Annotated in this window: 24 protein-coding genes, 3 pseudogenes and 1 other annotated feature; of the genes and pseudogenes, 3 read left to right on the plus strand and 24 right to left on the minus strand. The window is 40.7% G+C overall.

All coding sequences use genetic code 11. The features are described 5' to 3' along the window. Nucleotides 1–3: 3 nt before the first annotated feature. The 16 genes and pseudogenes from abc-f to HMPREF9182_RS10735 all read right to left on the minus strand — a co-directional run bounded on the left by abc-f (nt 4) and on the right by HMPREF9182_RS10735 (nt 17236). Complete coding sequence (gene abc-f / locus HMPREF9182_RS01555) at nt 4–1899, minus strand: ribosomal protection-like ABC-F family protein (RefSeq protein WP_037602512.1); 1896 nt, start codon at nt 1897–1899, stop codon at nt 4–6. Between the two features lie 484 nt (nt 1900–2383). Beyond that, the gene (locus HMPREF9182_RS01560) at nt 2384–3049 is read right to left on the minus strand and encodes an ABC transporter ATP-binding protein (RefSeq protein WP_009443732.1); all 666 of its coding nucleotides are present in this window, start codon (nt 3047–3049) and stop codon (nt 2384–2386) included. Continuing rightward, on the minus strand, nt 3050–4111 hold the full coding sequence (locus tag HMPREF9182_RS01565) for an ABC transporter permease (RefSeq protein WP_009443195.1): 1062 nt from the start codon (nt 4109–4111) through the stop codon (nt 3050–3052). Between the two features lie 205 nt (nt 4112–4316). Further along, nucleotides 4317–5354, minus strand: a complete 1038-nt coding sequence (locus tag HMPREF9182_RS01570; RefSeq protein ID WP_009754241.1) for a zinc-binding dehydrogenase — start codon at nt 5352–5354, stop codon at nt 4317–4319. A 339-nt stretch (nt 5355–5693) separates the two neighbouring features. After that, nucleotides 5694–6131 carry an SP_0198 family lipoprotein gene (locus HMPREF9182_RS01575; RefSeq protein WP_037602516.1) on the minus strand — a complete coding sequence of 146 codons (438 nt, stop codon included), beginning with the start codon at nt 6129–6131 and terminating at the stop codon, nt 5694–5696. Nucleotides 6132–6242: 111 nt separating this feature from the next. Continuing rightward, on the minus strand, nt 6243–7079 hold the full coding sequence (locus tag HMPREF9182_RS01580; protein ID WP_037602519.1) for an alpha/beta fold hydrolase: 837 nt from the start codon (nt 7077–7079) through the stop codon (nt 6243–6245). Nucleotides 7080–7233: 154 nt separating this feature from the next. Beyond that, entirely contained in the window at nt 7234–7626 is a 393-nt protein-coding gene (locus HMPREF9182_RS01585) for a YbgA family protein (RefSeq protein WP_009443542.1), read from the minus strand. Between the two features lie 171 nt (nt 7627–7797). Continuing rightward, entirely contained in the window at nt 7798–10203 is a 2406-nt protein-coding gene (gene pheT / locus HMPREF9182_RS01590) for a phenylalanine--tRNA ligase subunit beta (protein WP_009755128.1), read from the minus strand. Between the two features lie 247 nt (nt 10204–10450). Further along, nucleotides 10451–10960: a GNAT family N-acetyltransferase gene (locus tag HMPREF9182_RS01595; protein WP_009754233.1), complete on the minus strand. Its 510-nt coding sequence runs from the start codon at nt 10958–10960 to the stop codon at nt 10451–10453. Between the two features lie 45 nt (nt 10961–11005). Beyond that, complete coding sequence (gene pheS / locus HMPREF9182_RS01600; RefSeq protein WP_009443186.1) at nt 11006–12055, minus strand: phenylalanine--tRNA ligase subunit alpha; 1050 nt, start codon at nt 12053–12055, stop codon at nt 11006–11008. An 896-nt stretch (nt 12056–12951) separates the two neighbouring features. Continuing rightward, nucleotides 12952–13710, minus strand: a complete 759-nt coding sequence (locus HMPREF9182_RS01605) for an ABC transporter ATP-binding protein (RefSeq protein WP_009754574.1) — start codon at nt 13708–13710, stop codon at nt 12952–12954. Next, nucleotides 13707–14573, minus strand: a complete 867-nt coding sequence (locus HMPREF9182_RS01610; protein WP_009443229.1) for an ABC transporter permease — start codon at nt 14571–14573, stop codon at nt 13707–13709. Before HMPREF9182_RS01610 ends, HMPREF9182_RS01605 begins: the two co-directional genes overlap by 4 nt. A 58-nt stretch (nt 14574–14631) precedes the next feature. After that, nucleotides 14632–15012: a hypothetical protein gene (locus HMPREF9182_RS01615; protein WP_142994883.1), complete on the minus strand. Its 381-nt coding sequence runs from the start codon at nt 15010–15012 to the stop codon at nt 14632–14634. 29 nt (nt 15013–15041) lie between these two features. Further along, nucleotides 15042–15263, minus strand: a pseudogene (locus HMPREF9182_RS01620) (accessory Sec system glycosyltransferase GtfA); the annotation flags it as partial. A gap of 229 nt (nt 15264–15492) precedes the next feature. Then, nucleotides 15493–16497 (minus strand): tryptophan ABC transporter substrate-binding protein, encoded by a 1005-nt coding sequence (gene trpX, locus HMPREF9182_RS01625; RefSeq protein WP_009755029.1) that lies wholly within the window; start codon nt 16495–16497, stop codon nt 15493–15495. Between the two features lie 126 nt (nt 16498–16623). Further along, nucleotides 16624–16896 (minus strand) — a binding site (T-box leader). A 196-nt stretch (nt 16897–17092) separates the two neighbouring features. Continuing rightward, on the minus strand, nt 17093–17236 hold the full coding sequence (locus tag HMPREF9182_RS10735; protein WP_176605745.1) for a hypothetical protein: 144 nt from the start codon (nt 17234–17236) through the stop codon (nt 17093–17095). Between the two features lie 67 nt (nt 17237–17303). Between HMPREF9182_RS10735 and fbpA the strand changes: the two are divergent. Beyond that, nucleotides 17304–18952, plus strand: a pseudogene (fbpA, locus tag HMPREF9182_RS01630) (Rqc2 family fibronectin-binding protein FbpA). Between the two features lie 168 nt (nt 18953–19120). On the opposite strand, the gene HMPREF9182_RS01635 reads toward fbpA, so the two are convergent. The 3 genes and pseudogenes from HMPREF9182_RS01635 to HMPREF9182_RS01645 form a co-directional block, all read right to left on the minus strand. Continuing rightward, nucleotides 19121–20353, minus strand: coding sequence for a tetratricopeptide repeat protein (locus tag HMPREF9182_RS01635; protein WP_009443835.1), 1233 nt, complete (start codon nt 20351–20353; stop codon nt 19121–19123). Then, nucleotides 20343–21508: pseudogene (locus tag HMPREF9182_RS01640) on the minus strand (AI-2E family transporter). The gene HMPREF9182_RS01635 and the pseudogene HMPREF9182_RS01640 overlap by 11 nt, the downstream one beginning before the upstream one ends. A gap of 286 nt (nt 21509–21794) precedes the next feature. Beyond that, a complete protein-coding gene (locus HMPREF9182_RS01645) occupies nt 21795–22241 on the minus strand; it encodes a flavodoxin (RefSeq protein ID WP_009443881.1) in 447 nt (148 codons plus the stop codon). A 114-nt stretch (nt 22242–22355) separates the two neighbouring features. Between HMPREF9182_RS01645 and HMPREF9182_RS01650 the strand changes: the two genes are divergently transcribed. Both HMPREF9182_RS01650 and HMPREF9182_RS01655 read left to right on the plus strand, forming a co-directional pair. Further along, nucleotides 22356–23300, plus strand: coding sequence for a DHH family phosphoesterase (locus tag HMPREF9182_RS01650; protein ID WP_009754415.1), 945 nt, complete (start codon nt 22356–22358; stop codon nt 23298–23300). Between the two features lie 97 nt (nt 23301–23397). Continuing rightward, nucleotides 23398–23640, plus strand: a complete 243-nt coding sequence (locus HMPREF9182_RS01655; protein WP_002895374.1) for a type B 50S ribosomal protein L31 — start codon at nt 23398–23400, stop codon at nt 23638–23640. A gap of 117 nt (nt 23641–23757) precedes the next feature. Here the strand turns inward: HMPREF9182_RS01655 and rhaM are convergent, their stop codons facing one another. The 5 genes from rhaM to HMPREF9182_RS01680 form a co-directional block, all read right to left on the minus strand. After that, on the minus strand, nt 23758–24069 hold the full coding sequence (gene rhaM, locus HMPREF9182_RS01660) for an L-rhamnose mutarotase (RefSeq protein WP_009754628.1): 312 nt from the start codon (nt 24067–24069) through the stop codon (nt 23758–23760). Nucleotides 24070–24083: 14 nt separating this feature from the next. Continuing rightward, nucleotides 24084–24374: an AraC family ligand binding domain-containing protein gene (locus tag HMPREF9182_RS01665; protein WP_009443614.1), complete on the minus strand. Its 291-nt coding sequence runs from the start codon at nt 24372–24374 to the stop codon at nt 24084–24086. A 41-nt stretch (nt 24375–24415) separates the two neighbouring features. Continuing rightward, complete coding sequence (gene ldcB, locus HMPREF9182_RS01670; protein ID WP_009755090.1) at nt 24416–25171, minus strand: LD-carboxypeptidase LdcB/DacB; 756 nt, start codon at nt 25169–25171, stop codon at nt 24416–24418. Between the two features lie 106 nt (nt 25172–25277). After that, complete coding sequence (locus HMPREF9182_RS01675) at nt 25278–25592, minus strand: rhodanese-like domain-containing protein (RefSeq protein ID WP_083819032.1); 315 nt, start codon at nt 25590–25592, stop codon at nt 25278–25280. A 121-nt stretch (nt 25593–25713) separates the two neighbouring features. Beyond that, nucleotides 25714–26208: a prolyl-tRNA synthetase associated domain-containing protein gene (locus tag HMPREF9182_RS01680; RefSeq protein ID WP_009754846.1), complete on the minus strand. Its 495-nt coding sequence runs from the start codon at nt 26206–26208 to the stop codon at nt 25714–25716. Nucleotides 26209–26211: the final 3 nt, after the last annotated feature.

The following is a 26211-nucleotide window of genomic DNA, read 5'->3' on the forward strand; positions in this document are numbered from 1 at the left end:
TGACTACACCTTCTCCGCTAGCTCTTCCCATTCTAGCATGGCTTCTTCTTGGGTGGCGGTCAGCTGTTCGATTTGTTGCTGGCTCTCCATGAGTTCGGCGGCGTCATTAGTGGCCTCCATAGCTTCCTGAATCTGACTGATCTGGCTGTCCAAGTCCTCGATTTGCGCTTCCAGTTGTTCTAGGCGACGGGCCAGACGGCGCTGTTCTTTCTGGTTTTCCTTTTGAAGCTGATAGTCATTGGCAGGGGCAGGCTTATCGGAATCAACCTGCTCTATCTCCTCATGCAAGGCTTCCTGCTCTGCCTTTTTCTCCAGATAATAGTCGTAATCCCCCAGATAGAGGGTGGAGCCTGTCTCAGAGAGCTCAATAATCTGTGTGGCTACACGATTGATAAAGTAACGGTCATGGCTGACAAAGAGCAGGGTGCCGTCAAAGTCAATCAGCGCATTTTCCAGCACTTCCTTGCTGTCAATGTCCAGGTGGTTGGTCGGCTCGTCTAGGATGAGGAAGTTGTTGTTTTCCATTGACAGCTTGGCTAGAAGCAGGCGCGCCCGCTCTCCACCTGATAGCATGCTGACAGACTTCTTGACATCATCTCCCGAGAAGAAGAAAGCGCCTAAGCGATTGCGAATCTCGACCTCTGGCGTCAGCTTGAAGTCATTCCATAGCTCATCGAGAACTGTATTGCCGGGAGTCAGTTTGCTCTGGGTTTGGTCATAGTAGCCCACTTCCACATTAGCTCCCAGCTGCTCCTTGCCTCTGATGAAGGGCACTTGACCGATTAGTGATTTAATCAAGGTCGTCTTTCCAATCCCATTTGGCCCTACAATAGCTACCGCATTAAACTTGTGAATGTCAAGGTTAATCGGCTCCGACAGAACTTCCTTGCCATAGCCAATAGCTGCATCTTCCAAGGTCAGAACAACATTGCCTGAAACCTTATCGGATTTGAAGGTCATATTAGCCGAGCGGCTGTCGGTCTCAGGTCTATCCAAACGTTCCATCTTCTCCAGCTGCTTGCGACGGGACTGAGCCCGCTTAGTTGTAGATGCTCTAACTAGATTGCGATTGACAAAGTCCTCCAGCGCAGCGATTTCTTTCTGCTGCTTTTCATAGTTCTTGGCTTCAGTGGCCAGCTTCTGCTCCTTTTGGACCACAAAGCTAGAGTAATTACCCACATATCGATCCAAGGAATGCTTAGTCAAGTCCAGCGTGATGGTCGCAACCTTGTCTAGAAAATAGCGGTCGTGGCTGACGATGATCAGGGCACCGCTGTAGTTGATCAAGTAATTCTCCAGCCAGGCAATGGTCTCGATATCCAAGTGGTTGGTCGGCTCGTCCAGTACCAGCAGTTCTGGTTTTTCCAACAGCATCTTAGCCAGAGCCAGACGGGTATTCTGCCCGCCTGAAAGCTCAGAAATCTTCATCTGCCACATGGACTGGTCAAACTTAAAACCATTCAGAATCGCTCGAATATCGGCCTCGTAGGTAAAACCACCTTTCTGACGAAAGTCCTCTGACAGCTGATCATACTGGCGCATGAGAGCAGTCAGGTCTTCCCCTGACAATTCTCCCATTTGTAGCTCCATCTGACGCAAGCGTTTTTCTTGCTGACACAGACTATCAAAGACCAGCAGCATCTCATCGTAGATGGTATTCTCCGACTCAAAGCGGCTATCCTGAGCCAGATAAGACAGGGACAAGTCTCGTTTTTTATTGATCTGACCAGAAGTAGGCTCTTCCTCGCCCACCAAAATCTTGAGCAAGGTTGACTTCCCAGCTCCATTTTTACCAACAAGGGCAATCCGGTCACCCTCATCCACTTGCAGGTTAATATTATCAAAAAGAAGCTCCCCTGCAAAAGAGCGTTCAATCTTGCTTGCTTGTAAAATAATCATAAGACCATTATAGCAGATTTGCACTTCTCTTGCCATCTGACTAAGACATATTATAATCATATCAGATATCAAACATAAATTAATATCCCTTTCGAGACCTTGAGTCCATTTGGTAATCAAATTCACCATATCATTCCAATATCTCTCGTTCTGCTCTATCATGTATTCACTACTTATTATATTTTCAGTAAATGCGGTTGGAAAAACCAAGAAAAGTCGAGAAATAACTGCTATTAAGAACTTAAAAAAGCATAGCTTTATCTCTATTCCTCACCAGTATTACTTTCAAACATCTATTTCTTTTCAATTTCTGAAAATTTCTGATAAAGACTTTTCCTAATGAAAGCTTTATAAATTCAATTATCTTTACATCAAAAAAAGTCTATTGTCTATGAAAATTCAACACAAAAAAAGACAAACCTGCTAATAATAAACAGGCTGTCTATACAGCATTCTTATTGAATTATTTAAGCGATCTCGAGCTTTATCGAACTTGAGTCAGCACTCCATCTTGCATCTCATAGACCTTATCGACTTCGCCCAGCAGGCGGGTATCATGGGTAATCATGACCACGCTCTTATGGAACTTCTGGGTCACCTCTTTCAGCAAATGAACCACACACTTAGCCCGCTCTGTATCCAGACTAGCTGTCGGCTCATCAGCCAAGATAATATCAGGACTATTGTAAAGCGCTCTAGCGATAGCAGCTCTCTGCCGTTCTCCGCCGGACAATTCTTTCGGATACTGCTTGAGAGTTCCTTTTAAATCCAGCAGCTCAATCAGACTGTCTAGATCCGTCCTTTCCTTTTTAGATAAGCGGTCAATCAGCTGGAACTGGTCTTCGATTTTCAAAAAAGGAATGAGATTGGAAGCCTGCAGAATAAAGCCGAAATCATTGAAGCGTAGAGCAGCTCGTTCCTTTTCCTTAAGCTGGGAGGTATCTTTCCCATGCAGGAGAATCTGTCCTTTTGAAGGAGTTTGTAAATGCCCCAGCAAGGTCAGAAAGGTTGTTTTCCCCGATCCTGACGGCCCAATAATAGCTACAAACTGTCCTGCTTCCAATCGGAAATCAGTTGGTTTTAGAGCTTGAACCAGCGTATGCCCCTGGCCATATTCTTTTGTAACACCTTTTAGTTCGATGATTGACATTTACTCACCTCCAATCGCTGTGATAGGGTCAATTTTCAGAACCCGGTGAATGGACAAGAGTCCGCCAGCCAGTGACATGAAAATAATCAGGATAATTAAACCTCCATAAGCTCTCCAGTCACTATAAAAAGGCATAGAAGCCGGCAAGACTAGCTGGGTTCCCAAGAGAGCCAAGACAGCTAAGCTGATTCCCAGAGTGGACAGGATGAAAATCTGCCAAAAAATAGAAGCAATAATCTTACCACTGGCAATCCCTTGGGCGCGCATAATACCGTAAAGATGCGTCTTTTGGATGGTAATGATGTACATAAAAATTCCCAACACCAAAAATGTAATCAGAACCATGGCCCCAATCATAAAGGAAAAAGTCAGTACCTGAGGTTGATAACCAGGGATATTCTCTATAAAATCACTCATAGAGAGCTGACTAAGCCCAGCTTCTTCAAACTTCTGACCATCCTTGACCACAAGTGCGCTGATATTTTTAACCTGACTAGATCCGTACTTTAATTCCCTGAAATCATCTAGACTCATAAAAATTACAGGTTGCGTAAAGAAGCTATTATCCTCTGTGAAGCCAACAACCTGATAGAGGCGCTCACTACCATTGAGCTGGAGTTGGTCGCCTAGTTTCACACCTTTTTGTTGCAGGCGCTTATCCGCAATAACTTCATAAGCAGTCTCAGCATGATGTCCCTCAATAATGTCAGGCGCTAGAAAACTATCCCAAGAGAGACCAAAAACCTGAGCATTGAGTTTATCAGTCCCATCTTCATAATTGGCCACCGCTGCCGTATGTCCCAAAGCCGCAATTAAGCCCCCTTGAAGCAGGCGGCTATACTCTTCTTCCTTGAGAGTCGAAGCTACCAGATTCTTATTGGCGTATTCCGACAAGACGATTGACTCGGCCTGCCATTGGTCCAAAGCCAAGCGATTGAGCCTAGCTAAGCCGACAGAAAGACTGGATAAAAAGAAAACCATATAGGTAATGAGAAAGACCACAGCAACTACTAGACGATAGCGTCCGCGGCTGTAGACAATCTCTTTAAAAGCTAAAAACAATGCTATCCTCCTTTAAGATATTAGAGACTATTATATCATAAAGAGAAAAACTTAAATACAATTTAGACTGATACGAATAATCTAGAGACCTTCACCTTCAAAGAAAAGAATGCTATATTTCTCTTTCTAAAAATTTTATTAAGTCATGCAAAAACAGCCTACCGTCCTCTTAAAGCGACCAAAGCAAGGCTTTTTTATTCTAGATTTAATCAAAGACAATCATTGACTTAATAGTCTTGCGCTCATCCATGTCCTGATAGGCTTGATCTATCTCATCTAGTCTATAGCTTTTGGTGAAAACACGTCCTGGATTAATATCTCCATCAAGAACTGCCTTGAGCAAAATTTGCTTATCATAAGTCGTGACAGAGGCTGCACCACCTGCCACTGTAATATTTTGTGCAAATGTAGAACCAAGAGCTCGGTTGTTATAGTGAGGAACTCCAACAAAGCCCATCCGGCCGCCGTTGTGAAGGACTCCTAGAGCTTGATCAACAGCTGCTTCTGTCCCGACACATTCCAGAGCTACATCTGCACCACCACCTAGAATCTCACGCACCTTGGCAATTCCTTCTTCACCACGTTCTGCAATAACAGCTGTCGCACCAGACTCTAAAGCCATCTTTTGGCGATCTTCGTGACGACTCATAAGAACGATTTGGGAAGCGCCACGCATTTTAGCAGCAATCACAGCGCATTGCCCCACAGCTCCATCACCGATGACAACTACCTTATCGCCAGGCTTGACATCTGCTACTCGAGCAGCATGATAGCCAGTTGGCATGACATCAGCCAGTGTCAAGAGTGATTTGAGCATGCCTTCTGTATAATCAGAGGGCTGACCCGGAATTTTGATAAGAGCCCAGTTGGCATATTCAAAACGCATATATTCTGCTTGCACCCCGTCTGACCAGTTGTTCCCAATATGACGATCACAGGTACCATCAAAACCTGCCCGGCAGGCATCACATTCCCCACATCCATGCGTAAATGGAGCGATAACAAAATCACCAGGCTTAACAGTCGTTACTGCATCACCAGTTTCTTCGACAATTCCAATCGCTTCATGACCACTATTTTGATGCCCCTTTTCGATGTCCGGATTACGATAATGCCACAAATCTGAGCCACATACACAAGTGCGCACAATCCGAATAATAGCATCATTTGGAGCTTCAATTTGCGGGCGATTAATCTCAGTAAGCCCAACTTGACCCGCTTTTGTATAAACTGCTAATTTCATTGGTTCTTCTCCTTTGATCTTTATCTAGTACTATTATACAACTTTAAGCGCAGGCAAGTCGATATTTGAAAAATATTTCAGATAAAGATTCTACATACTGTCTTAAAAATAATAAAGAGAGTGGGACAGAAATCGGTAATTCGTTAGAATTCGATTTCGTCGTCCCACCTCCGCACAGTTGAGTAGGGCTGTAAAAGCTTATGAAATCAGCGTAGTAGAGCCCACTCAACCACTGCGTCTTGCTCGACAATCCAAAGACAATTGAGAGGCTAGGACTTTTGTCCCAGCCTCTTTTTATAGATCAATTCTACACCGATTCAGAAAAGCTTGGAAACGATATCACTGTTTCGTAAAGTTGAGAGTATCAGGATCATCATCCAAATCACTAATAGCCAGCTGATTCCCATTTTGTTGGTATATTTTAACATCATCTCCAACAATGAGTCTTTGGTTAGCTGAGTCCACCTGTACTTGCTTAATTTCCTTACTACCATCTCTTTCAGTCTCAGTCCAAGTTCCAGTCGTACCATTTATTTCTAGAACATGCTGGTCGCCATCATGATCAGTTGCTTTATATGATCCATCTAGTTTAGTTGCCTGACCTGTATTTGATGAAGTCGCCTGACTAGATGAAGACTCTGTTGTAGTGCTAGAAGCTGATTGAGAGGGTTGACTTTGAACAGCTTGAGATTGAGAGGTATTGGCATTGTTTGCTTGGTTTGTATTGCCTGAGCAGGCAGCCAATAGAACTGCTGCTGTCAGAGATAAGATTCCGATAAAAGATTTTTTGTAATTGTCATATTACTTTCTCCTTTTTCTACATTTGTAGTTTATATCTATATTCTACAATTGTCTTTTTGTTTTGTCAAGAGAAAATATTTTTTATCACTAGAAACATGATGCGTGCTCGATTCGATTGATCCAATTTTCAACCAAGGCAGTAAAGAGAGCCTCTTGATCTATTTGTGCATTGTGGCCAGCAAGATCTATCACAGCATAGGTTGCCCTTGGATAATAGTGAGACAGTTGGGCTAACTGCTGGAAGCCCACGACTTGGTCCTGCTTTCCTGCTATAAAAAGACTGGGCTTATCGTAGCCCTTTTCCTGTATTTCTTGATCCACTTCAAACGAAAAATCATAGTTTTCTTGCAGCTTTTGGACAAAGGGAACATTCATCATCTGAAGCCCTGCTAAGATTTCTTTTTCAAACCGTTGATAAGTTTCTTTAGTCTGTAAAATCGCTAAATCAACGAAATCTTCGCTTTTGTCTGCTATATCAAACCCAACCTCTCTAATTACCAGAGTATGTTTGGGCAAAATTCTTTCTTGTGGATTGGGTGCAACTACTGGACAAATAAGCAGCAAACCATCAATCTCTGACCTTTTCTTAGCCAAAATTCCTCTAGCAAGATAGCCACCATAAGACTCTCCAGCTAAGAGAAAGCTGTGTCCGCCGATTACAGTCTCTATAAAGTTCAATAGCATCTCTAAAATCGCATCCGCACTTGCAAAAGCAGGATCGCCATCAGACCTACCCATGCCAGGCAAATCTAAATAAATCCTTTTATAGTCAGTATGTTTCTCAAAAATAGGTTCCAAACATCCTTCCATCAATTCATATGAACAGCCCAAACCATGAATTGCCAAAACGGGCTTTCCTTGACCAATCACTTTATAATATAATTTATTTCCCTGATAAGTAAAAAACATTTTTTCTCCAATCATACTTTAAAGACACGTTTTGCTCGATGTGAAGCCTTTATCGAAACTAGTCAAAATAATATTGTTAATAAGCCTAACAAATTATTCTTATCATCTCATCTACACCCCTCAAAGCTACTAGACGAGCAAGCTTTTCTTTCCCCTTGATTTCAGTTCCTCATGCTTCATCCCCAAATAACAAAGTGGAATTCTGCAGATAAGGATTGGGATACTTGACTAGCAGCTCCCTTACAGCTCTTACCAAGTCTTTCTGCTCAGCCTGACCGGATTGGTAACGAAGCAAAAGATGCATAAAATCTTCTTTTTCAGTCGTGCTGGCTTTTTTCTTAAAATAGCCCCAGATATGCTGAAAGGCATTGCAGACCTGACCGCGATTTTCAGGAAGGGCTATAGCCTGATCAATCAAGTCTTGAACATGTACTGCTTCTACCAAGTCGCTTTTTAGATATTGTCGGATTTCCAGATAGATCTTACTGGAATGACTGAGAACCAGATATTTATTTCTAGCCCAAAGAGTCTGACATTGGGAGATTTGATTTGAATTTTCCATAATTACTTTTCCTACTGATTTTCAATTTTGAATACTTCTCGTTTCGTCTACATCATTGCTCGCATCCTAGTAATAAGTTTTCCAAGATAGAAAGCTAATCAACTATGATTTGAATAGGTTCTAGAAGAGTATGAATCAAAATCCCCAATCACATGACTGGGGAATAGTTCATTAACGTACTTCTGCGCCGAGTTTTTCGGTCAGAGAATTTTCGATTTTTTCCATGTATTTAGCCACTTCTTCGTCAGTCAGGCTAGCTTCTGGATTTTGGAAAGTCAGACTGTAGGCCATGGATTTGAGGCCAACACCTAGCTTGTCACCAGAAAAGATATCAAAGAGCTTAATATCTGTCAAGCGTTTGACACCAGCTGCTTGGATTGCATCAAGGACCTCTTGATGAGTGATTTCAGCCTTGAGCAAGAGTGCCACATCACGGCTGACAGCTGGGAATTTAGTGATTTCTGTAAATGGCTGCGCTGGCTGGAGCTGCTCTTCGATAGCAGACAGGTTGAGCTCAGCCACGTAAGTTTCAGGAATATCGTAAGCCTTGGCAGTCGCAGGATGGACTTGACCGACAAAGCCGACAGCTTGACCATTGATAGAGATTAAGGCAGTCCGACCAGGGTGCATGCTCTTAATCTGGCTGTTTGCTGCGTATTCAGCTGTCAAGCCCAACTTAGCAAAGAGTGCTTCTACCACTCCTTTGGCATAGAAGAAATCAACTGCTACTGGTTTGGTCTGGAAGTCTTTTTCATTAACCAGACCTGTCAAAGCAAAGGCAAAGCTATTGATTTCATTTGGCAGTTCTTCCTTAGGATTGCCAGTCTGCTCAAAGACTTTTCCAATCTCATAGAGGGCTAGATTCTTGTTTTTACGAGCTACATTGTAGGCTAGAGAGTCCAAAATCCCAGAAACCATGTTCTGACGAAGAACAGAGCGCTCCACAGTCATCGGCCACATAAGCTCAGTCAAGTTGCTAGGATTGAGAGTGAACTCAACCGCCTTTTCTGGCGTCGTCAAAGCGTAGGTGATGATTTCTGTCAGTCCAGCTCCCTCTGCTAATGTTCGTACTTGACGGCGCAGTTGTTGCGTTGCAGTCAATTCACCAGCAGTCCCATCATCTTTTGGCAGGCTAGCTGGCAGTTTGTCATAGCCGTAAATGCGGGCAATTTCTTCATATAGGTCTGCTTCGATTGAAATATCCCAGCGACGGCGAGGGACGCTGACAGTGAACTGTTCAGCACTTCCTGACAGGCCAAAGCCAAGTCTGCGGAAGACATCCACAATATCTGTATAAAGCAAGTCTGTTCCCAAAACTCGGTTGACATCCGCGAGACTAGACACCACTTCTACATCACTAGTGTCTAAGCTACCAGCGGATACGATACCAGCCTGAACAGTCGCTCCTGCCAAGTCCGCAATCATGCTTGCTGCCGCATCCATCGCCTCATTAACAGTTGCCACGTTGATCCCTTTTTCAAAGCGGGAAGATGATTCCGAGCGTAAGTTAAGGCGACCGCTGGTCTTGCGGATTGATTTTCCATCAAAGACAGCCGCCTCCAGAACAACACGATTGGACTTACCGGAAATTTCAGTCGCTGCTCCGCCCATAACACCAGCCAGAGCCACTGGCTTATCTGCCACAGTGATAACTAAATCGCTGACTTCCAGATCCCGCTCTTCGCCGTCCAGCGTCACCAGTTTTTCACCAGCACGCGCTTCCCGCACGACAACCTGATTGCCCTCAAACATATCTAGATCAAAGGCATGCATAGGCTGACCAAAGTAGAGCAGAATGTAATTGGTCACGTCCACTACATTGTTAATCGGACGGATACCTTCATTCATGAGGAGATTTTGCAGCCACTGAGGACTTGGGGCAATGCTGACATTTTCCAAGATACGAGCCGCGTAGTAAGGGGCTTTCTCTGTCTCAAGAGCTACTGAAAGGCTGTCAGCTGCTTGCTTTTCATTTTCCACCAGCGGAAAATCTTTAAAATGTACTGACTTGTCATAGATGGCAGCCACTTCATGAGCCACCCCACGCATAGACAGAGCATCAGCCCGGTTTGGTGTGATGGAAAGCTCGATAATCTCATCGTCCAAGTCCAGATAAGAGAAGACTTCCTCGCCCGGCACTGCTTCTTCAGGCAGGATTTGAATGCCATCCGCAAATTCCTTTGGCACAACAGAATCAGAAATACCCAGCTCACCCAGAGAGCAGATCATGCCCAGTGACTCCAAGCCACGGATTTTTCCTTTTTTAATCTTATAATTGTCGGCAATGCGAGCACCTGGCAAAGCCACCATAACCTTGATGCCTGCGCGAACATTTGGAGCACCACAGACAATCTGACGGTTCTCCTCTTCTCCGACATTGACTTGACAGACATGCAGGTGAGTATCTGGAACATCCTCACACGATACCACCTCACCAACAACAATTTTTGACAGACCAGCAGCTGGTGATGTCACACCTTCCACTTCAATTCCTGTCGTTGACATTTTCTCAGCCAGCTCAGCGCTCGCCACATCAATGTCTACTAACTCTTTTAACCACTTATAACTTACTAGCATATTTAAGATACCAAGGGCGTCAAAAACGACTGAAAAATAGGAGATTTGCTAAGCATTCGATGAATGATCGCAAATCTATCTTTTTTCCGAGTTTTTAGCCCGGGTTCAATTCCTTTCTCTATTCTATCGCTGAGGAACTCGACTGGCCAAATTTTAGGGATTTGCCTGAAATCCTGATTTCAGAAACAAATCATCTAAATTTCGAGCTTTTAGGTCGTATTCATTTCCTCTCTCTAAATTTTCTTGTTTATTTCAATTTCTTGCGCAGCAGCCAGTCTGTGTCTACTGTCTCGCCAGTGATATAGTCGTGCTGGCTGAATTTTTCAAAGCCATATTTGAAGTAAAAATCTTGGGCTCTAAAATTCTTTTCCCAAACGCCCAGCCAGACCCAGTCAAAGCCTCGTTTCTCGGCTTCATCTAAGGCAAATTCAAACATCTCCTTGCCCAAGCCTTGACCATGATAGGCTTTTAAGACATAGATTCGCTGAACCTCAAAGGCTTGTGGCAGTTCGTGCTCCGTTTGAGCCTGTCCCCAATTAAACTTCAGAAAACCAGCAATTTCACCGTCTTTGACAACAAAATAAGTCTCTGACTCAGGGTCTGCCAGCTCCTTTTCGATAGTTGCAAGCGACAGCTCATTGTCAAAATAATGAGCCATATCAGCTTCCTTGATAAAAGGACCAAAAGTTTCTTGATAAGTCGCGACCTCCAATTCCCGTAGGAGGCTCGCTTCTTCTTTTTTGACTCTAATTAGCATACTGCACTCCTTTCTCAGAAAAGCTGCATCTATGAATACAGGTTCCTACTTAAACTGCTGAGAAAAACGAATATCTCCTTGATAGAAGCCACGAATATCGTTGATACCGTAGCGGAGCATAGCTACCCGTTCTTGACCAAGACCAAAGGCAAATCCAGAGTATTTCTCGGCATCAATGCCGCTCATTTCCAACACACGCGGATGCACCATACCAGCTCCCATAATCTCAATCCAGCCGGTCTTCTTGCAAACATTACAGCCAGCACCGCCACACTTGAAGCAGGAAACATCCACTTCAACAGATGGCTCTGTGAATGGGAAGTAAGATGGACGCAGACGGATACTGCGGTCCTCACCGAACATCTTCTGGACAATCAGCTGCAGCGTTCCTTGCAAGTTTGCCATGGAAATATTTTCCCCAACCACCAGGCCTTCAATCTGATGGAACTGGTGGGAGTGAGTCGCATCATCGGTGTCCCGACGGAAAACGCGCCCCGGTGAGATCATCTTGAGTGGCCCTTTAGAAAAGTCATGAGCGTCCATAGCTCGCGCCTGCACCGGACTGGTGTGGGTTCTGAGCAGGATCTCCTCTGTAATATAGAAAGTGTCCTGCATATCCCGTGCCGGGTGGTCCTTAGGCAGATTCATCCGCTCAAAGTTGTAATAGTCCTTTTCCACTTCAAAGCCGTCCACAACCTGATAGCCCATCCCGATGAAAATATCTTCGATTTCTTCATTAGTCTGGCTAAGAATATGACGATTCCCTACAGGAATTTGACGGCCTGGCAGGGTCACGTCCAAGGATTCTTCAGCCAGTTTCAGAGCTACTAATTGTTCTTCCATCTCTTGAGCAGCCTTTTCAAAAGCTGCTGTCAGAATATCACGCGCTTCATTGACATGTTTCCCGATAACTGGCCTCATTTCTGCAGAGATATCCTTCATCCCTTTCAGAACTTCAGTCAATGAACCCTTCTTTCCCAAGACAGCTACACGCAAATCCTGTAGTTCCTTTTGATTCTCAGCTTTGAGCTGGTTGAGAGAAGCTAGAGTCTCTTCACGCAAGCTTTTCAGTTGTTCTTCAATCGTTTTCGTCATTTTCCCTCCAAAATAAAAAGCGCGCCAATCTCCATAAGCGGAGCGTTGACACGCGGTACCATCCGTTTTTTATCTGGCAAGCCAGACCTCACTTATCAATCCTAAAGCAAGTGAATTCGCCTAGCTTTCATCTAGAGAGCTTTCAGTCAATGGCTCTCCTCCCTGTTAAACTTCCCCTAGGTTACTGGTCTTGCAGATTGCTATTTAATTACTTTATATTTTAGCAAATTTACCCTATTTTGGCAACAAAAAGAAAAACTCCTAGCATTCATTTAAAATAGAATAGCTAGGAGTACGTCTTGTTTACTGATTAAAAACGAAGCAAGCCAAGTTACTAAAAAGTAACTGACAAAACAATTCTTTATGATTGTTTGAATCTTTTATAGCTTTAAAGAATGATTTTCTTTATTAGCGCAATAATTTATAAGATATCGTTAATTGTACAAAAGGCAATGACGATTGTAATATCTGAAGTCTGAAAACCATTAAAAAGCTTCTCTCTACATTGTTGCACTCGAAGTTTTACACTTATCTTAAATGATTTATTTTACAACAATGTGCAATCGTCACAAGTAAAATCAGTTTAGATAGTGATGAAATATTACCTCCACTAAAATGAACACAAAATCAGTAAACAAGTACATAAACGAAATAATAAATGAAACTTAATAATGATGTGAGTTACCGAAACCCATTGGAATCAGTCCTTTCAAATTTTATGAGGGATAACTTTTTTAAAATTGTATTTACTACTTTCCTTCCTCAGTACTAGTGTACTCCTTTTTAAAGTTTAAAGCAAGCGTTTACAATCGTTTTTTGATAATCTTTTTTTATTTTTAAACATATAAAAAAAGCCGACTTAAGCCATTTAAAAGAGCTTCTGTCGACCTTTAATTCTATTCGAATAAGCTGTAATAATCAGCGATTGTCATTTTTGCTTTTTCCTGCTGATCCAAGTCTTGGATGATTTCTCCATCCTTCATAACAATCAAGCGATTACCGTACTTAAGAGCATCCTCCATATGATGAGTAATCATAAGGGTCGTTAATCGATCCTGATTGACAAATTCGTCTGTCAACTTCATCAAGGCCACGCTAGTCTTTGGATCAAGAGCAGCTGTATGCTCATCTAAAAGTAAAAGTTCTGGACGTTTGAGCGTTGCCATTAGAAGGCTGAGTGCCTGCCTTTGTCCACCGGAAAGAAACTCGATAGCGGTATCTAGATGTTTTTCCAAACCATTACCAATTTTATTAATCGTTGCTTGAAATTCTTCTTTATAGCGATGTAATTGCCGTGGGAAGAGTCCTCTTTTTTCTCCTCTGAACTTTGCAATCAAAAGATTTTCAGCAACAGTCATACGGGGCGCAGTTCCCATCTTGGGATCTTGAAAAACTCGAGAAAGATATTTTGCTCGCTTCTCAGGTGAAAAATGCGTCACATCCTCTCCTAAAATATGGATACTCCCACTTGTCAGGGATAAGGTTCCCGCGATCACGTTGAACAAAGTAGATTTTCCAGCACCATTCCCACCTAAAATCGTGATAAAATCATGCTCATAGATCTGCAGCGAAACATTATTTAAAATGACTTTTTCTTCATCTAGCCCATTGTTGACAACTTTAGTGGCATTTTTTAATTCTACAATGACTGTCATTTGCTTAGCTTGACTCCTTTAAATAACTTATTTTTTAGAACGGGAATCATAAGGCAAGCTGCCAAAATCACCGCACTGTATAGACGTAAGTAGCTTGTATTGAAACCAAGTGCGATAACTCCCCAAATCAAAAATTGATAAGCAATGGCACCAACCACAATCGTCACCAATCGCTCAGCTAATGTCAAGCTTTTAAACAGAACTTCTCCGATAATCAAGCTAGCTAGGCCAACTACAATCACACCAATTCCTCTTGAAACATCAGCGTACCCCTCTTGCTGAGCAATCAGAGCACCAGCTAAAGCAATCACACCATTGGATAACATCAATCCCATTAGCTCCATGCGACCAGTATTAATCCCGAAGCTTCTAGCCATATCAGGATTATCTCCCGTTGCTATATAAGCTTGTCCTAACTTGGTATCAAGGAAAAAAAGCATAGCTACAATTACACACAGAACAAATATGACCCCTGTCAACAGTTGATTTATATCAGTGCTAAAAGGTAAGGCATCTTGTATTTGCTTGGTTCCAAGCAAGCCAAGATTTGCTCTCCCCATAATCATCAGCATCAAAGAATGGCAAGATGTCATAACTAAAATCCCTGAAAGTAGAGTTGGGATTTTTCCCTTTGTATACAGTAAACCTGTGGCTAGACCTGCCAAGCATCCCGCTAAAATAGCAGCAATCGTAGCTAAAAAAGGATTCACACCTTTGGTAATCAAGGTTACGGCAACAGCTCCACCAAGTGGAAAGCTACCTTCAGTCGTCATGTCTGGGAAGTTTAAAATTCGAAATGTCATGAAAATCCCTAATCCTAGGATGGACCAGAGTAGACCTTGTGAAATAATCGAAATAATCATATATTTTCCTAACTCTTTATAAAATTTATCAAACGAAAACAAATTAGCCAATAGTCCGCTAAAGCTCCTGTGGAGTAGCGTCTAGTAAACGATTGATTTGTTTCTCATAGTTATGCTTTTCTATATGCCCAGCCTGTTCTCGTTGAGCTATTAAGGCTGTCTCCATAATTTCTCGCGCAGACAAAGTATACTGGATATAATAAGCCATTTTCTCAGGCTCTTTGCTAGAGAAGATATGTCGTTTGGCAATATAAGAATGGTCATGAATCGTTTCTTGAAAGCCCAACACTAAAATATTTTGCTCAAAAGCTTGTCTAACAGCCTGCAATACTTGCTTTCCATGATTAATATCCAAATAAACATCCACTTTTTGAAAAAGCTCTTTTAACTGTTGAACAGTAGCATTAGGATACAAACGAACATTGGCGTAATTCCTCATAGCAGAAAGTTTCGAAGACATTTCTGTCAAAGCCGCAATTCTGTAAAGGCATTATAAAGCCAAATAATCTCATCATCATGAAAACCGATATTTTCTGTTAGATGCTGAATATTATCCGCTAGAATCATATCCGTAAAGATGAATTTTGCAGGCTGTTCAATCTGACGAAAAAGCTGCGCACGATAAGCTTGAGCATATTCGACGCCACTACTGGCCCAACCGATTCCTAAATTGATATTATATATAGTCATGATAATCCTAAAATATGTTTCTTTGATCTTGTTACAAAAAGCTCGAAAAATAGAGCATGCTTGATAACAAAATATAAGACATTTTTATGATACCACTTTTAGTTCCTTTTTAAAAGAAAAGGACGAAATAGCCATAAACCATTTACCAAGTATAAAAACAAAGGAAGGCAGGAATGAAAGCTATCTTCAAACATCCACTTGCCTTTCCTCTCTAAAATGTTTTATTCACTTATTCAATTACTTGTCCAGCTTCTTTCAAAACATCATCTGGAATAGTAATTCCTAATTCTTTTGCGTTCTTCTTATTGACTACTGATTTACCTTTGTTAAAGATTTCAACAGCTGTTTCTGCTGGTTTTGCACCTTTCAGGATTTTAGCAGCCATTTTTCCTGTTGATACACCTAAGTCATGCTGATCAACAACTACTGATGCCAATCCGCCTTCTTCTACCATTGCTGTAGCGCTTGGATAAATTGGTTTTTTCGCATCTTTGTTACTAGATACCACTGTAGCAAAAGCTGATGCAATCGTATTGTCAATTGGAATCCAGATAGCATCTACTTTTCCAGTCATGACATTCATCGTTGAAGCAATTTCATTTGTAGACGGTACTGAGTATTCTTCTACTGTATAGCCAGCTTTTGTTGCTAAAGTCTTAAATTCTTCTACCTGTGTTTTAGAGTTATCTTCACTGCTAGAGTAGAGCACTCCGATTTTCTTCACATTTGGTGTTAATTTCTTGATTAAGTCCAATTGTTGAGAAGCAGGGTTGTGATCAGACACTCCTGTGATATTTCCACCTGGTTTTTCTAGATTTTTAACCAAGTTCGCCCCGATTGGGTCTGTAATTGCTCCCATCACAACCGGCTTATCTTTTGTAGCAGCAGCCAAACCTTGTGCTGATGGTGTTGCAATTCCAACTAAAACATCATTACCATTTGAAACCAACTGCTTGCTCATAGTAGCAACCTTGCTCTGATCACCTTCTGCATTCATAAAGTCGATTTTAACAGCATCGCCCTTGTAACCTTCTTCGGCTAGACCTTCTTGAATCCCTTTGTAAATGAGATCAAGAGATGGGTGGCTGACAAATTGCAAGACTCCAATTTTCGCTGTTTTCTTATTTGTTGAAGGGGAAGCATTCGTTCCTTTGTTGAAGCTAGAATAAACCACTGCTCCTCCTACCAAAACGACCAATGCTGCAAGAATTCCGACTAAACGTTTGTTTTTCATATGATTTCTCCATTTCTTTTTTACATTTATTTCATCTATTCAATCCCTAGGGACGCCATCGTTTAAACATGGGTATCTCTCCTCTTTTCTTTAATAACAAACAAAAAACCTCACACAGGTATCCTGTGTGAGGGCGTAGAACGCGGTGCCACCTCAATTATGGAAAAATATATAACTTTTCTCCACATCTCTATCTTGTCTATCAACAAGTTGCACGATAAGGTGTGCGGACCGAATTCTTATTGTTTCGAATTCACTATAAACTTTCAACCGTACCATACAGTAGAAAGTTCTTCAAATCATTAGCCCAATTTCGTAAAGATTGTTGCTTATTTCCACCAACCATAAGCTCGCTAAAAAACAAATTCATTTACTACTTCTCTAATTGTTCTTATTTTAATTTTTTCCAGACAAGATGTCAAGACTTTTTTTAAAATTTTTTGAAACGTTCGGATTTTGACATTCAAGCAAATTTCCAGGCTTTAGCATGGAGATAAGATAGTATCTTAAACAAAAGAGTCAAATCTGCTCTCCTTAACATTGCCATAGCATCTGCCTTTATAATAAAAAAAGAAAGAGTTATAATACTTCCTAATCACTCTATCTCACGCATTTGATCGCATTGAATTAAAATATAATCTTCAAACATTCTAGCTCCATCTAGCTTTAAATTCCTTCTCACTACTATATTAACAATTTTCACATCAAAATCATTTAAAATTTTAAAAATTTTTGCCAAAAACTTTAGAAGCTTTTATGAGTATTTTTTGTTATAATTGTCTGTAGCAAATTTCAAGGAGAAAAGCATGTCTTTCGATGGATTTTTTTACACCACATAACAGAAGAGTTGCGCCATGAATTAGTAGGAGGCCGCATCCAAAAGATTAACCAGCCCTTTGATCAAGAACTGGTTTTACAGATTCGTAGCAATCGCAAAAGCCATAAGCTCCTCCTATCAGCTCACTCAGTCTTTGGACGCGTCCAGCTGACAGAGACCACTTTTGAAAACCCTGCTGTTCCCAATACCTTTATCATGGTCATGCGCAAATACCTGCAGGGTGCTGTCATTGAAGCGATCCAGCAGGTGGAAAATGATCGGATTTTGGAAATCAGCGTTTCCAATAAGAATGAAATCGGAGATAGCGTAGCTGTGACTCTAGTCATCGAAATCATGGGAAAGCACAGCAACATCATTCTTTTAGATAAGGCTAGTGGTAAGATTATTGAAGCCATTAAACATGTTGGATTTTCGCAAAATAGCTATCGAACGATCCTGCCGGGCTCAACCTATGTCGCACCTCCTCAGACTGGCAGTCTCAATCCTTTCACTGTGGGTGATGAAAAGCTCTTTGAAATCTTATATACTGAAGACTTAGAGCCCAAACGCCTGCAGCAAATTTTCCAGGGATTGGGTCGGGATACAGCTACTGAACTCAGTGAACGACTGACAGCTGACAAGCTCAAAATTTTCCGAGTCTTCTTTGCCAGTCCAACTGAACCTAGCCTGACCGAAAAATCCTTCTCTGCTCTGCTATTTTCCGACAGCAAGACCCAAATGTCCACGCTATCTGAGCTTTTGGACACTTTCTATAAGGACAAGGCTGAGCGAGATCGAGTCAACCAGCAGGCCAGCGAACTGATTCGCCGAGTAGAAAATGAGCTGGAAAAGAACCGAAAAAAGCTGGTCAAGCAAGAGGAAGAGCTCCTAGCAACGGAGAATGCAGAGGAATTCCGCCAAAAAGGGGAGCTTTTGACCACCTTTCTCCATCAGGTGCCCAACGACCAAGATCAGGTAGAGCTGGACAATTACTACACAGGTGAGAAGATTATCATCTCGCTCGACAAGGCCCTGACCCCCAACCAAAATGCCCAGTGCTATTTCAAACGTTACCAGAAGCTCAAAGAAGCTGTCAAACACCTGACTGGCTTGATTGAGGAGACTCAAGCTACGATACTCTACCTTGAGAGTGTGGAAACAGTCCTTGCTCAAGCAAGTCTGACTGAGATTGCGGAAATCCGAGAGGAACTAATCCAGACTGGCTTTATCCGCCGGCGTCAGAGAGAAAAAATCCAAAAAAGACAGAAACCGGAAAAATATCTGGCCAGTGATGGTCAAACCATTATCCTGGTTGGTCGTAACAACCTACAAAATGATGAGCTGACTTTTAAGATGGCTAAAAAAGATGAGCTTTGGTTTCACGCCAAGGATATTCCAGGTAGTCACGTGGTCATCACTGGCAATCTCCAACCTAGCGATGAGATCAAAACAGATGCTGCCGAGCTAGCTGCCTTCTTCTCCAAGGCTAGGCTCTCCAATCTTGTTCAAGTAGACATGATTGAGATTAAAAAATTAAATAAACCCACTGGTGGCAAGCCAGGATTCGTCACCTATACAGGCCAGAAAACCCTACGCGTCACACCAGATGAAGAAAAAATCAAGAGTATGAAAATATAATAAAAGCTGAGGCAAAATAAACAGTACCTCAAATGTTAGACAAAAAATCTAACTTTGGTGTACTGATTAACTCGCCTCAGCTTCTTTTTCTAATACAAAAAACTTTTTCAAGTCGGTGTTTCAACAATCCATTGTCATTGAAACTTTTTTAATTTCTTCACTTTTGGCTTATTCTAATTGCTCCAGTAATTCCTGCATAGAGCCATCATCTGGTACTAGAGTTAAATAATGCTCAGCTTCTTTCTTTGCTGCTTCAAAATCTCCGCACTCACGTAAAAGATAGATATACTCTTCTAAAAATTCAGGATTATCTCGTAGATCTTTATGTAATTCCTCATAAAGTGCCTGAGCTTTTTCTAACTTTTCCAATGCTTGATAACTTCGAGAGATGTTCCAACGTGTCAAAACATTATCCCATTCCTGATTATTTAAAGCTAAAATATCCTCGTAGCGTTCCTTTTCCAAATATAGGTTGGTCAGTCGTAAGGCAATTTCTTCCAAGTCATCCGCAACTTCCCGTGCTTCTAAAAGATAATGTTCAGCTTGCTTCATATCGTGTAATTCATAGGAAAGCTGAGAGGCTAATAGAAAAAGCTGAGTGTCAAAAGGATTTTTAGATAGCCCCTGCTTTGCCATGGATAGGGCTGCATCAACCTGATGCTCCTCATGTAGAGACAAGGCATAAACGTACTCATACCCCTCGAAATCAGGAGACATTGTGTCCAACTGTTTGAAATAAAGATTAGCTTTCTGATATTCTCCCTGATCATATAAGATGGTTGCTAATTCAAAAACAGTTGCCTCATCGTACTCCAATTCAATAGCCTTCTCTAAAAATTCAATCGCTACTTCAAATTTTCCTAAATGAGTATAGGACATACCGATTCGCTGATAGGTAGACACTCCTGTCTGCTCATAAATAGCACGATTATCTAAGCTGGCATACTCTTTGATTGCTTGAGAGAAATTTCCTAATTCGACATCTACTTCAGCTAATCCAAAAGTAATGAGCGGTTCATCACTTAGCTGGCTTGCCTCAGCTAATTTCTCACGAGCAACATCTGGTAAACCTTCCATCTGATAAAGATCAGCCTTGACCAATAAAGCGTGGATATACCATGGGCTTTCTGGACTAATTTCCTCTAGATAAGAAAAGGCCTCTTCCAAATCTCCATCCTCATTAGCGATTGCTGCCAAACTTAAATTGACTTGTGGATAAAGAGAAGCTAGCTTCTTATAGATTTGCTTGGCTTGTATAAAAAATCCAATATTTTCTAGGTATTCTGCTAAGTCTAATAAAACTTCATCGCTATCCTCTAGAAGCGCTTTTTCAAAGAAATGCTCTGCTTGTGTCAGATCTTGTGCTTCGATTGCTGTTAACATTTTTTCACTATTGTTCACTAGCTTCACCCTCTAGTTCATCACCATATAACCCACTAACTACTGTATACCATTTAAAGATAGCAGCAATCACCACTTTTGCCGATGCATAAACCGGAATTCCCAGCAATACGCCCCAAATTCCAAACATAGATCCAGAAGTCAAAAGGACAAATAAAATTGTAATCGGATGAATACTTAATTGGCTTCCCAAAATTAGTGGTGATACAAAGCGTCCCTCAATCGTTTGCTCTACAATAAAAACAACAATGACTTTTAAAAGCATAACTGGACCTGCAATCAATCCCAAGATTAAAGCTGGAAGCATGGCCAAAAAACTACCTAAATAAGGAACTAAATTTAGTACTCCTGCTACTACGGCAAGCGTCACACCATATCGTAGTCCAATGATTTTAAAGAAAATCATAAACATAAATGCCACAATAATCGCTACAGTTATTTGTCCGCGAACATAATTTGCCAACTGACTATTCACATCTGTTAAAATTTGACCGACAGGTTCTCGTAATTTCTTTGGCAAAAACTGAGTCATATATCCCTTTAAATGTTTGCCATCACGCAAAAGATAGAACAGAATAAAAGGCATGATAATGACCGCAACAACAATTTGTGATGCCGCACTAACAAAGCTACTTGCCCAATTAACCGCACGAGTAGAAAAACTGCTAGCCCATGTTGTAAGCTGAGAAGAAACATTTTCAGTTACTTGCTCAATTTGCGGGCGAAACTGCTCTGACAGACGACTATCCAATAAATCGTTCAGGACTTTTTCAGCTTGTTTTAAATAAGTCGGCATATTTTTAAAAAAGCTAACAATCTGAGCCTGAAGGTTTGGAATAGCAACTGCTAATCCCCAAATCAAAAGCAAAGTAATCAAAACAAACACAATAGTAATGGCTACTAGGCGATTTATCTTGTATTTTTCCAGCAAGTCTACTAAGGGATTAAGCAGATAATAAAGTAAGCCTGCTAGAATAACTGGCAACATAATAACTGAAACAAATTCTACAACTGGTGTAAAAATAAAACTGATTTTACTTAAAACCAGAATATTTAATCCAATCAATAAGCACACTAAAAAACAGTAATCGCTTTATTATCTAAAAACCATTTAAAAAACCAACTCATCGAAAATTCTTTCTCTTGTGATTTCATTTCTCGCTCCTTTTATTTCATTCTTCTTATTGTAGCATTTTTTATAGGAAAATTCCTGTCAAAACTTACAGTCAAAAAGAGAGTGGGACAGAAATTGGTAATTCATTAGAATTCGATTTCATCGTCCCACCTCCGCACAGTTGAGTAGGGCTGTAAAAGCTGATGAAATCAGCGTAGTAGAGCCCACTCAACCACTGCGTCTTGCTCGACAATCCAAAGACAATTTAGAGGCTAGGACTTTTGTCCCAGCCTCATCGTAATCTAGTATTTAACAAATATTTCAAGATCATTCACTGACTTTAGCAGCTAAAGTTTCAGCAAAATTTTCTAAGTTTTCGATATCTTGTTCTTCTGCAGCTAGATCAACTTTGACACTTTCAGCACCTTTTTCTGCACCAGTCGATGCAAAAACTGCGTCAAAATCATCCACCGCTTTACAAAATTCATCGTAAAATGTATCGCCTGATCCTACAACGCCATATACTTTTCCTGAAAGATCAAGGCCTGCCAAATCCTCGTAAAAATCCATGATTTCATCTGGTAAATCACCATCACCATAAGTATAAGTTGCTACGATAGCAAGATCTGCTTCCAAGAAATCTTCGGCTTCAACTGTTGTACACTCATCTACATCAACATCCAAGCCTTTCTCTCTTAATTTATCTGCTACAATATCAGCAATTTCCTCTGTATTTCCTGTCATACTTGCAAATACAATCTTTGCTAAAGCCATAATTTCCTCCAAAATATCTTCTATTCTCAATTATAGCATATATTTTTCATTTTAAAAATAGAAATCTTGTGTTACAATAAAACAATAACTTTAAGCTAAAAACCTGAGGTATTTATGTTCATTCACCAGCAAATTTTACAAAAAATTAAAGAATACAAAACCATCATCATTCATCGGCACGTCAATCCTGATCCTGATGCGTTAGGAAGCCAAGTGGGATTGCAAAAGCTACTACAACTCAATTTCCCCGAAAAGACTATCAAAGTAACTGGATATGACGAACCAACATTGACTTGGTTAGCAGAAATGGATGAGGTCACTGAAGAAGACTATCATCAAGCCCTCGTAATCGTCTGTGATACTGCCAATACTGCTCGTATTGACGACAATCGCTATACAAATGGATCTTATCTGATTAAAATCGACCATCATCCTAATGATGATATTTATGGCGACTTGGCTTGGGTCGATACCAATTCCAGTAGTACTTGTGAATTAATTACCCTTTTCGCTCTAGAAAACCATTTAAAAATGAATGCTTATATTGCTAAGCTTCTCTATGCTGGAATTGTCGGAGACACAGGTAGATTCCTCTACCCGGCTACCACTGTTCGAACATTTAAAGTAGCCAGTCACTTAAGAGAATATCCTTTTGACTTTGCTACTTTAGCTCGGAAAATGGATTCATTTAGCTATAAGATTGCCAAGCTACAAGCCTACATCTACGACCATCTAGATCTTGATGAAAGCGGAGTTGCACGTGTCATCATTACCCAGGACCTACTCAAAATTTACAATCTTACAGATGCAGAGACCGCTGAGATCGTCTCAACGCCAGGTAAGATCGAAGATGTCAAAATCTGGGGAATTTTTGTTGAGCAAGAAGCTGGCCATTATCGTGTCCGGTTACGAAGCAAGTTTATCCCAATCAATGAAATCGCCAAAAAGCATCATGGTGGGGGGCACCCATTAGCTAGCGGTGCCAACTCTTACTCATTAGAAGAAAACGAAGCAATCTATCAAGAATTAAAAAAATTAGCTAAAAAGCAAAGAAAATAATTGAAAATACTTGTCAAGACAAGTAAAATTTGGTAAACTATCAAAGTAACTAATCTATGGCTCGCAAAGAGTCCATGGCAGAAAGGAAATTTTTAAAATGAGAAAAGATATTCATCCAGAATACCGCCCTGTTGTCTTCATGGATACTTCAACTGGTTACCAGTTCCTTAGTGGTTCTACTAAACGTTCAAATGAAACAGTTGAATTTGAAGGGGAAACTTACCCATTGATCCGTGTGGAAATTTCATCAGACTCACACCCATTCTATACTGGACGTCAAAAGTTCACTCAAGCAGATGGACGTGTGGATCGCTTCAACAAAAAATACGGTCTCAAATAATCAACCGCATTTATTGTTTAAAAACATTGAATCAAAGCCTTTTCCGAGAAATCAGAATTGGCTTTTTTTGTTGCTCAAATAGAAAAAAGGAGAGCAAGTGTCTCCTTCTATTCGTGATCATAATTCAAACACTTGAGGAAGCTCATGACTGACTGGTGATTTATCTGGGTTGGTTTCCATGATTGGTTCCATAAATTCCCACCATCTCTGATTAATCTCTGTCTTTGTTATTTGCTTCCATAGTTCCTCATTCTCAATCTCTGCATAAGCAAACAAGAAACTAGTCTCCTTATCAAGAAAAATAGAATAAGAGATTACTCCATGCTCTTTGAGCATTTGGCGCATTTCTGGCCAAAGCTCTTTATGACGCTTTTCATATTCAGCGTGTTGATCAGGGAAAACTTTCATTCGAAATGCTTTTTTGATCATAGGCTCATCTCCTTTTAATAGGTCAACTGTTGAATAACCAATACATGGCTTTCTTCAACTCCATAAAGACTGTGCAATTCATTTGGCTCCATCGTTAAAAATGTTCCAGGAAGCATCTGAACAGTTTCACCTAATGCAGTGAAATCAACTTTCCCTTCTAAGCAAACTACAGTGACCAACGCATCAGCTTTATGTTCAGGAATTTGTTTTCCTTTTGCTAAATGCAAGTGCCGAATCAAACGACCTGTTTCTTCAACTGGTGTTTCGACGACATCAATCGTCCGATCAATCGCATAAAACTTCATAAGAGTGTCCTCCTTAATATAATGTATTAATTTTGTATCCTTTATTCTTGGTAACTTCCTCCAGAAATTCCAAAGTATTCTTCTAAGGATTTCCCAGACTCAGCAATTTCTTTAGCTTCTTGTCCAATATAGCGTAAATGCCAGCTCTCAGGCATGTATCCTGTCGAATTCTCTTTTCCTTCCAAGTAGCGAACAATAAATCCATATCTATGCGCATGATGCAAGAGCCATTGGCTAGCATCTGTTTCTTCTAAAAGATTACCCTTTGTATCAATCAGATCAAAGGCTAATCCTGACTGGTGTTCACTATAGCCTGGCCTAGCGGAATAGCGATCTGCGGCTTCTTTTCCGTCTCGATTGACATAATTTTGATAAAGATCAGCTTGAGTATCATAGCTACGAAAACCACTATACTGACTACTAATTGCATAGCCCGCAGTTTGCATATCTTCAATTAATTTAAGTAGCGCTGCTTTTGCTATGGCATTTTCTCCCGGATTATATTGGGGAGATAAAGGATAGCGTTTATTCACTATGAGTATTTCCTCATATTTACCGTGAACACTGTAGTATCGTCCATTATATGCAAGATCTGTGTCAGTTGGTTTTGCAGATGAAGTCTTTTCTTTTATATGTTCTTTTGCTTCTTTCTTATTGGCAGATTCTTGCTCCTGTTTCTGGGAGACATGAGAGTCTGTCGACTGTACACTACTCTCCATTTTTTTATCAGTAGAGCAAGCTACGAGAGTTAAGATTGAGAAATTGAGCAATAAAAATGCTATTGATTTTATGTTCATAAGATAAATGGCCTCCTTTTTTCAACTTGAGAAAAAAGAGAATTTCTACCCTCATTCTACAAAAAGGCCGTTAAAATTTCAATTTATTTTTAGTGATTTTGTTATTTTATTTAGTCAATGATTCTGGATAAGCTTCTACTCCACCTTCAACATTAGTAACTTGATAACCTCGGGCTTCTAAAAACTCACAGGCACGTGCTGAACGTCCTCCTTTTTGACAAATGACGTGATAGTGAATATCCTTATCCAAGCGAGTGTAATTTTCCGTTAGACTGCTGAGAGGGAGATTGTGAGCACCAGGCACATGACCCGAAGCAAATTCATCTGACTCACGAACATCAATTAAGCTTATCTTTTCTATTTGCAACTTTTTATACAACTCTTTAGCACTAATTTTTTCCATTAATCTTCTCCTATTCAAACATTTTTTTCACTCCAATAAACTTCATCAGCAAATTTAGATACACTCTTAACGTTAAGGTTAAGTCTGATGAAATTGTCAAAAGAACTACAGCAAACCCTTGTCTATGCGATTTGACTTCCTAAGAGTGCAGTTCCACTACTTCATAAGAATAGCCTATCGCTTGAAGGAACTTAAACAAATCCGATGTAGCTACAAAAATCGTCTTTTCATTGGTATTCGGATGAAAGCTCATGCGTTCTTCATCGATAATGTTTTTATCAAAATAAACCTGAATATCCTTTTCCTTATTGTTGAGCAGACCAAAAGGTGATACTGTTCCTGCTGGCAACTGCATTTTGTCAGAGAGGGAATCCGTAGAAGCCATGCGAATACGGTTAGCTGAAACCAGCTCTTTAAACAAGTCCATGTCCAGCGTCTTCTTATCATCCATAATCAGCAAATAAAACTGCGTTTTCTTTTTATTTGTCAAAAACATGGACTTAGTCCGAACACCTTCGATTCCTTCGATAAAGGCGTCAGCTTGCTCTGTGGTTAGCGCTGGCTCATGCTCCACCAACTCGAAAGGGATGTCCAATTCCTTTAGTTTTTCTACTACTTTTTCAAATGCGTCCATGAA

It is taken from the genome of Streptococcus sp. oral taxon 056 str. F0418, assembly GCF_000220065.1.
In the GTDB taxonomy this organism is placed as follows: domain Bacteria; phylum Bacillota; class Bacilli; order Lactobacillales; family Streptococcaceae; genus Streptococcus.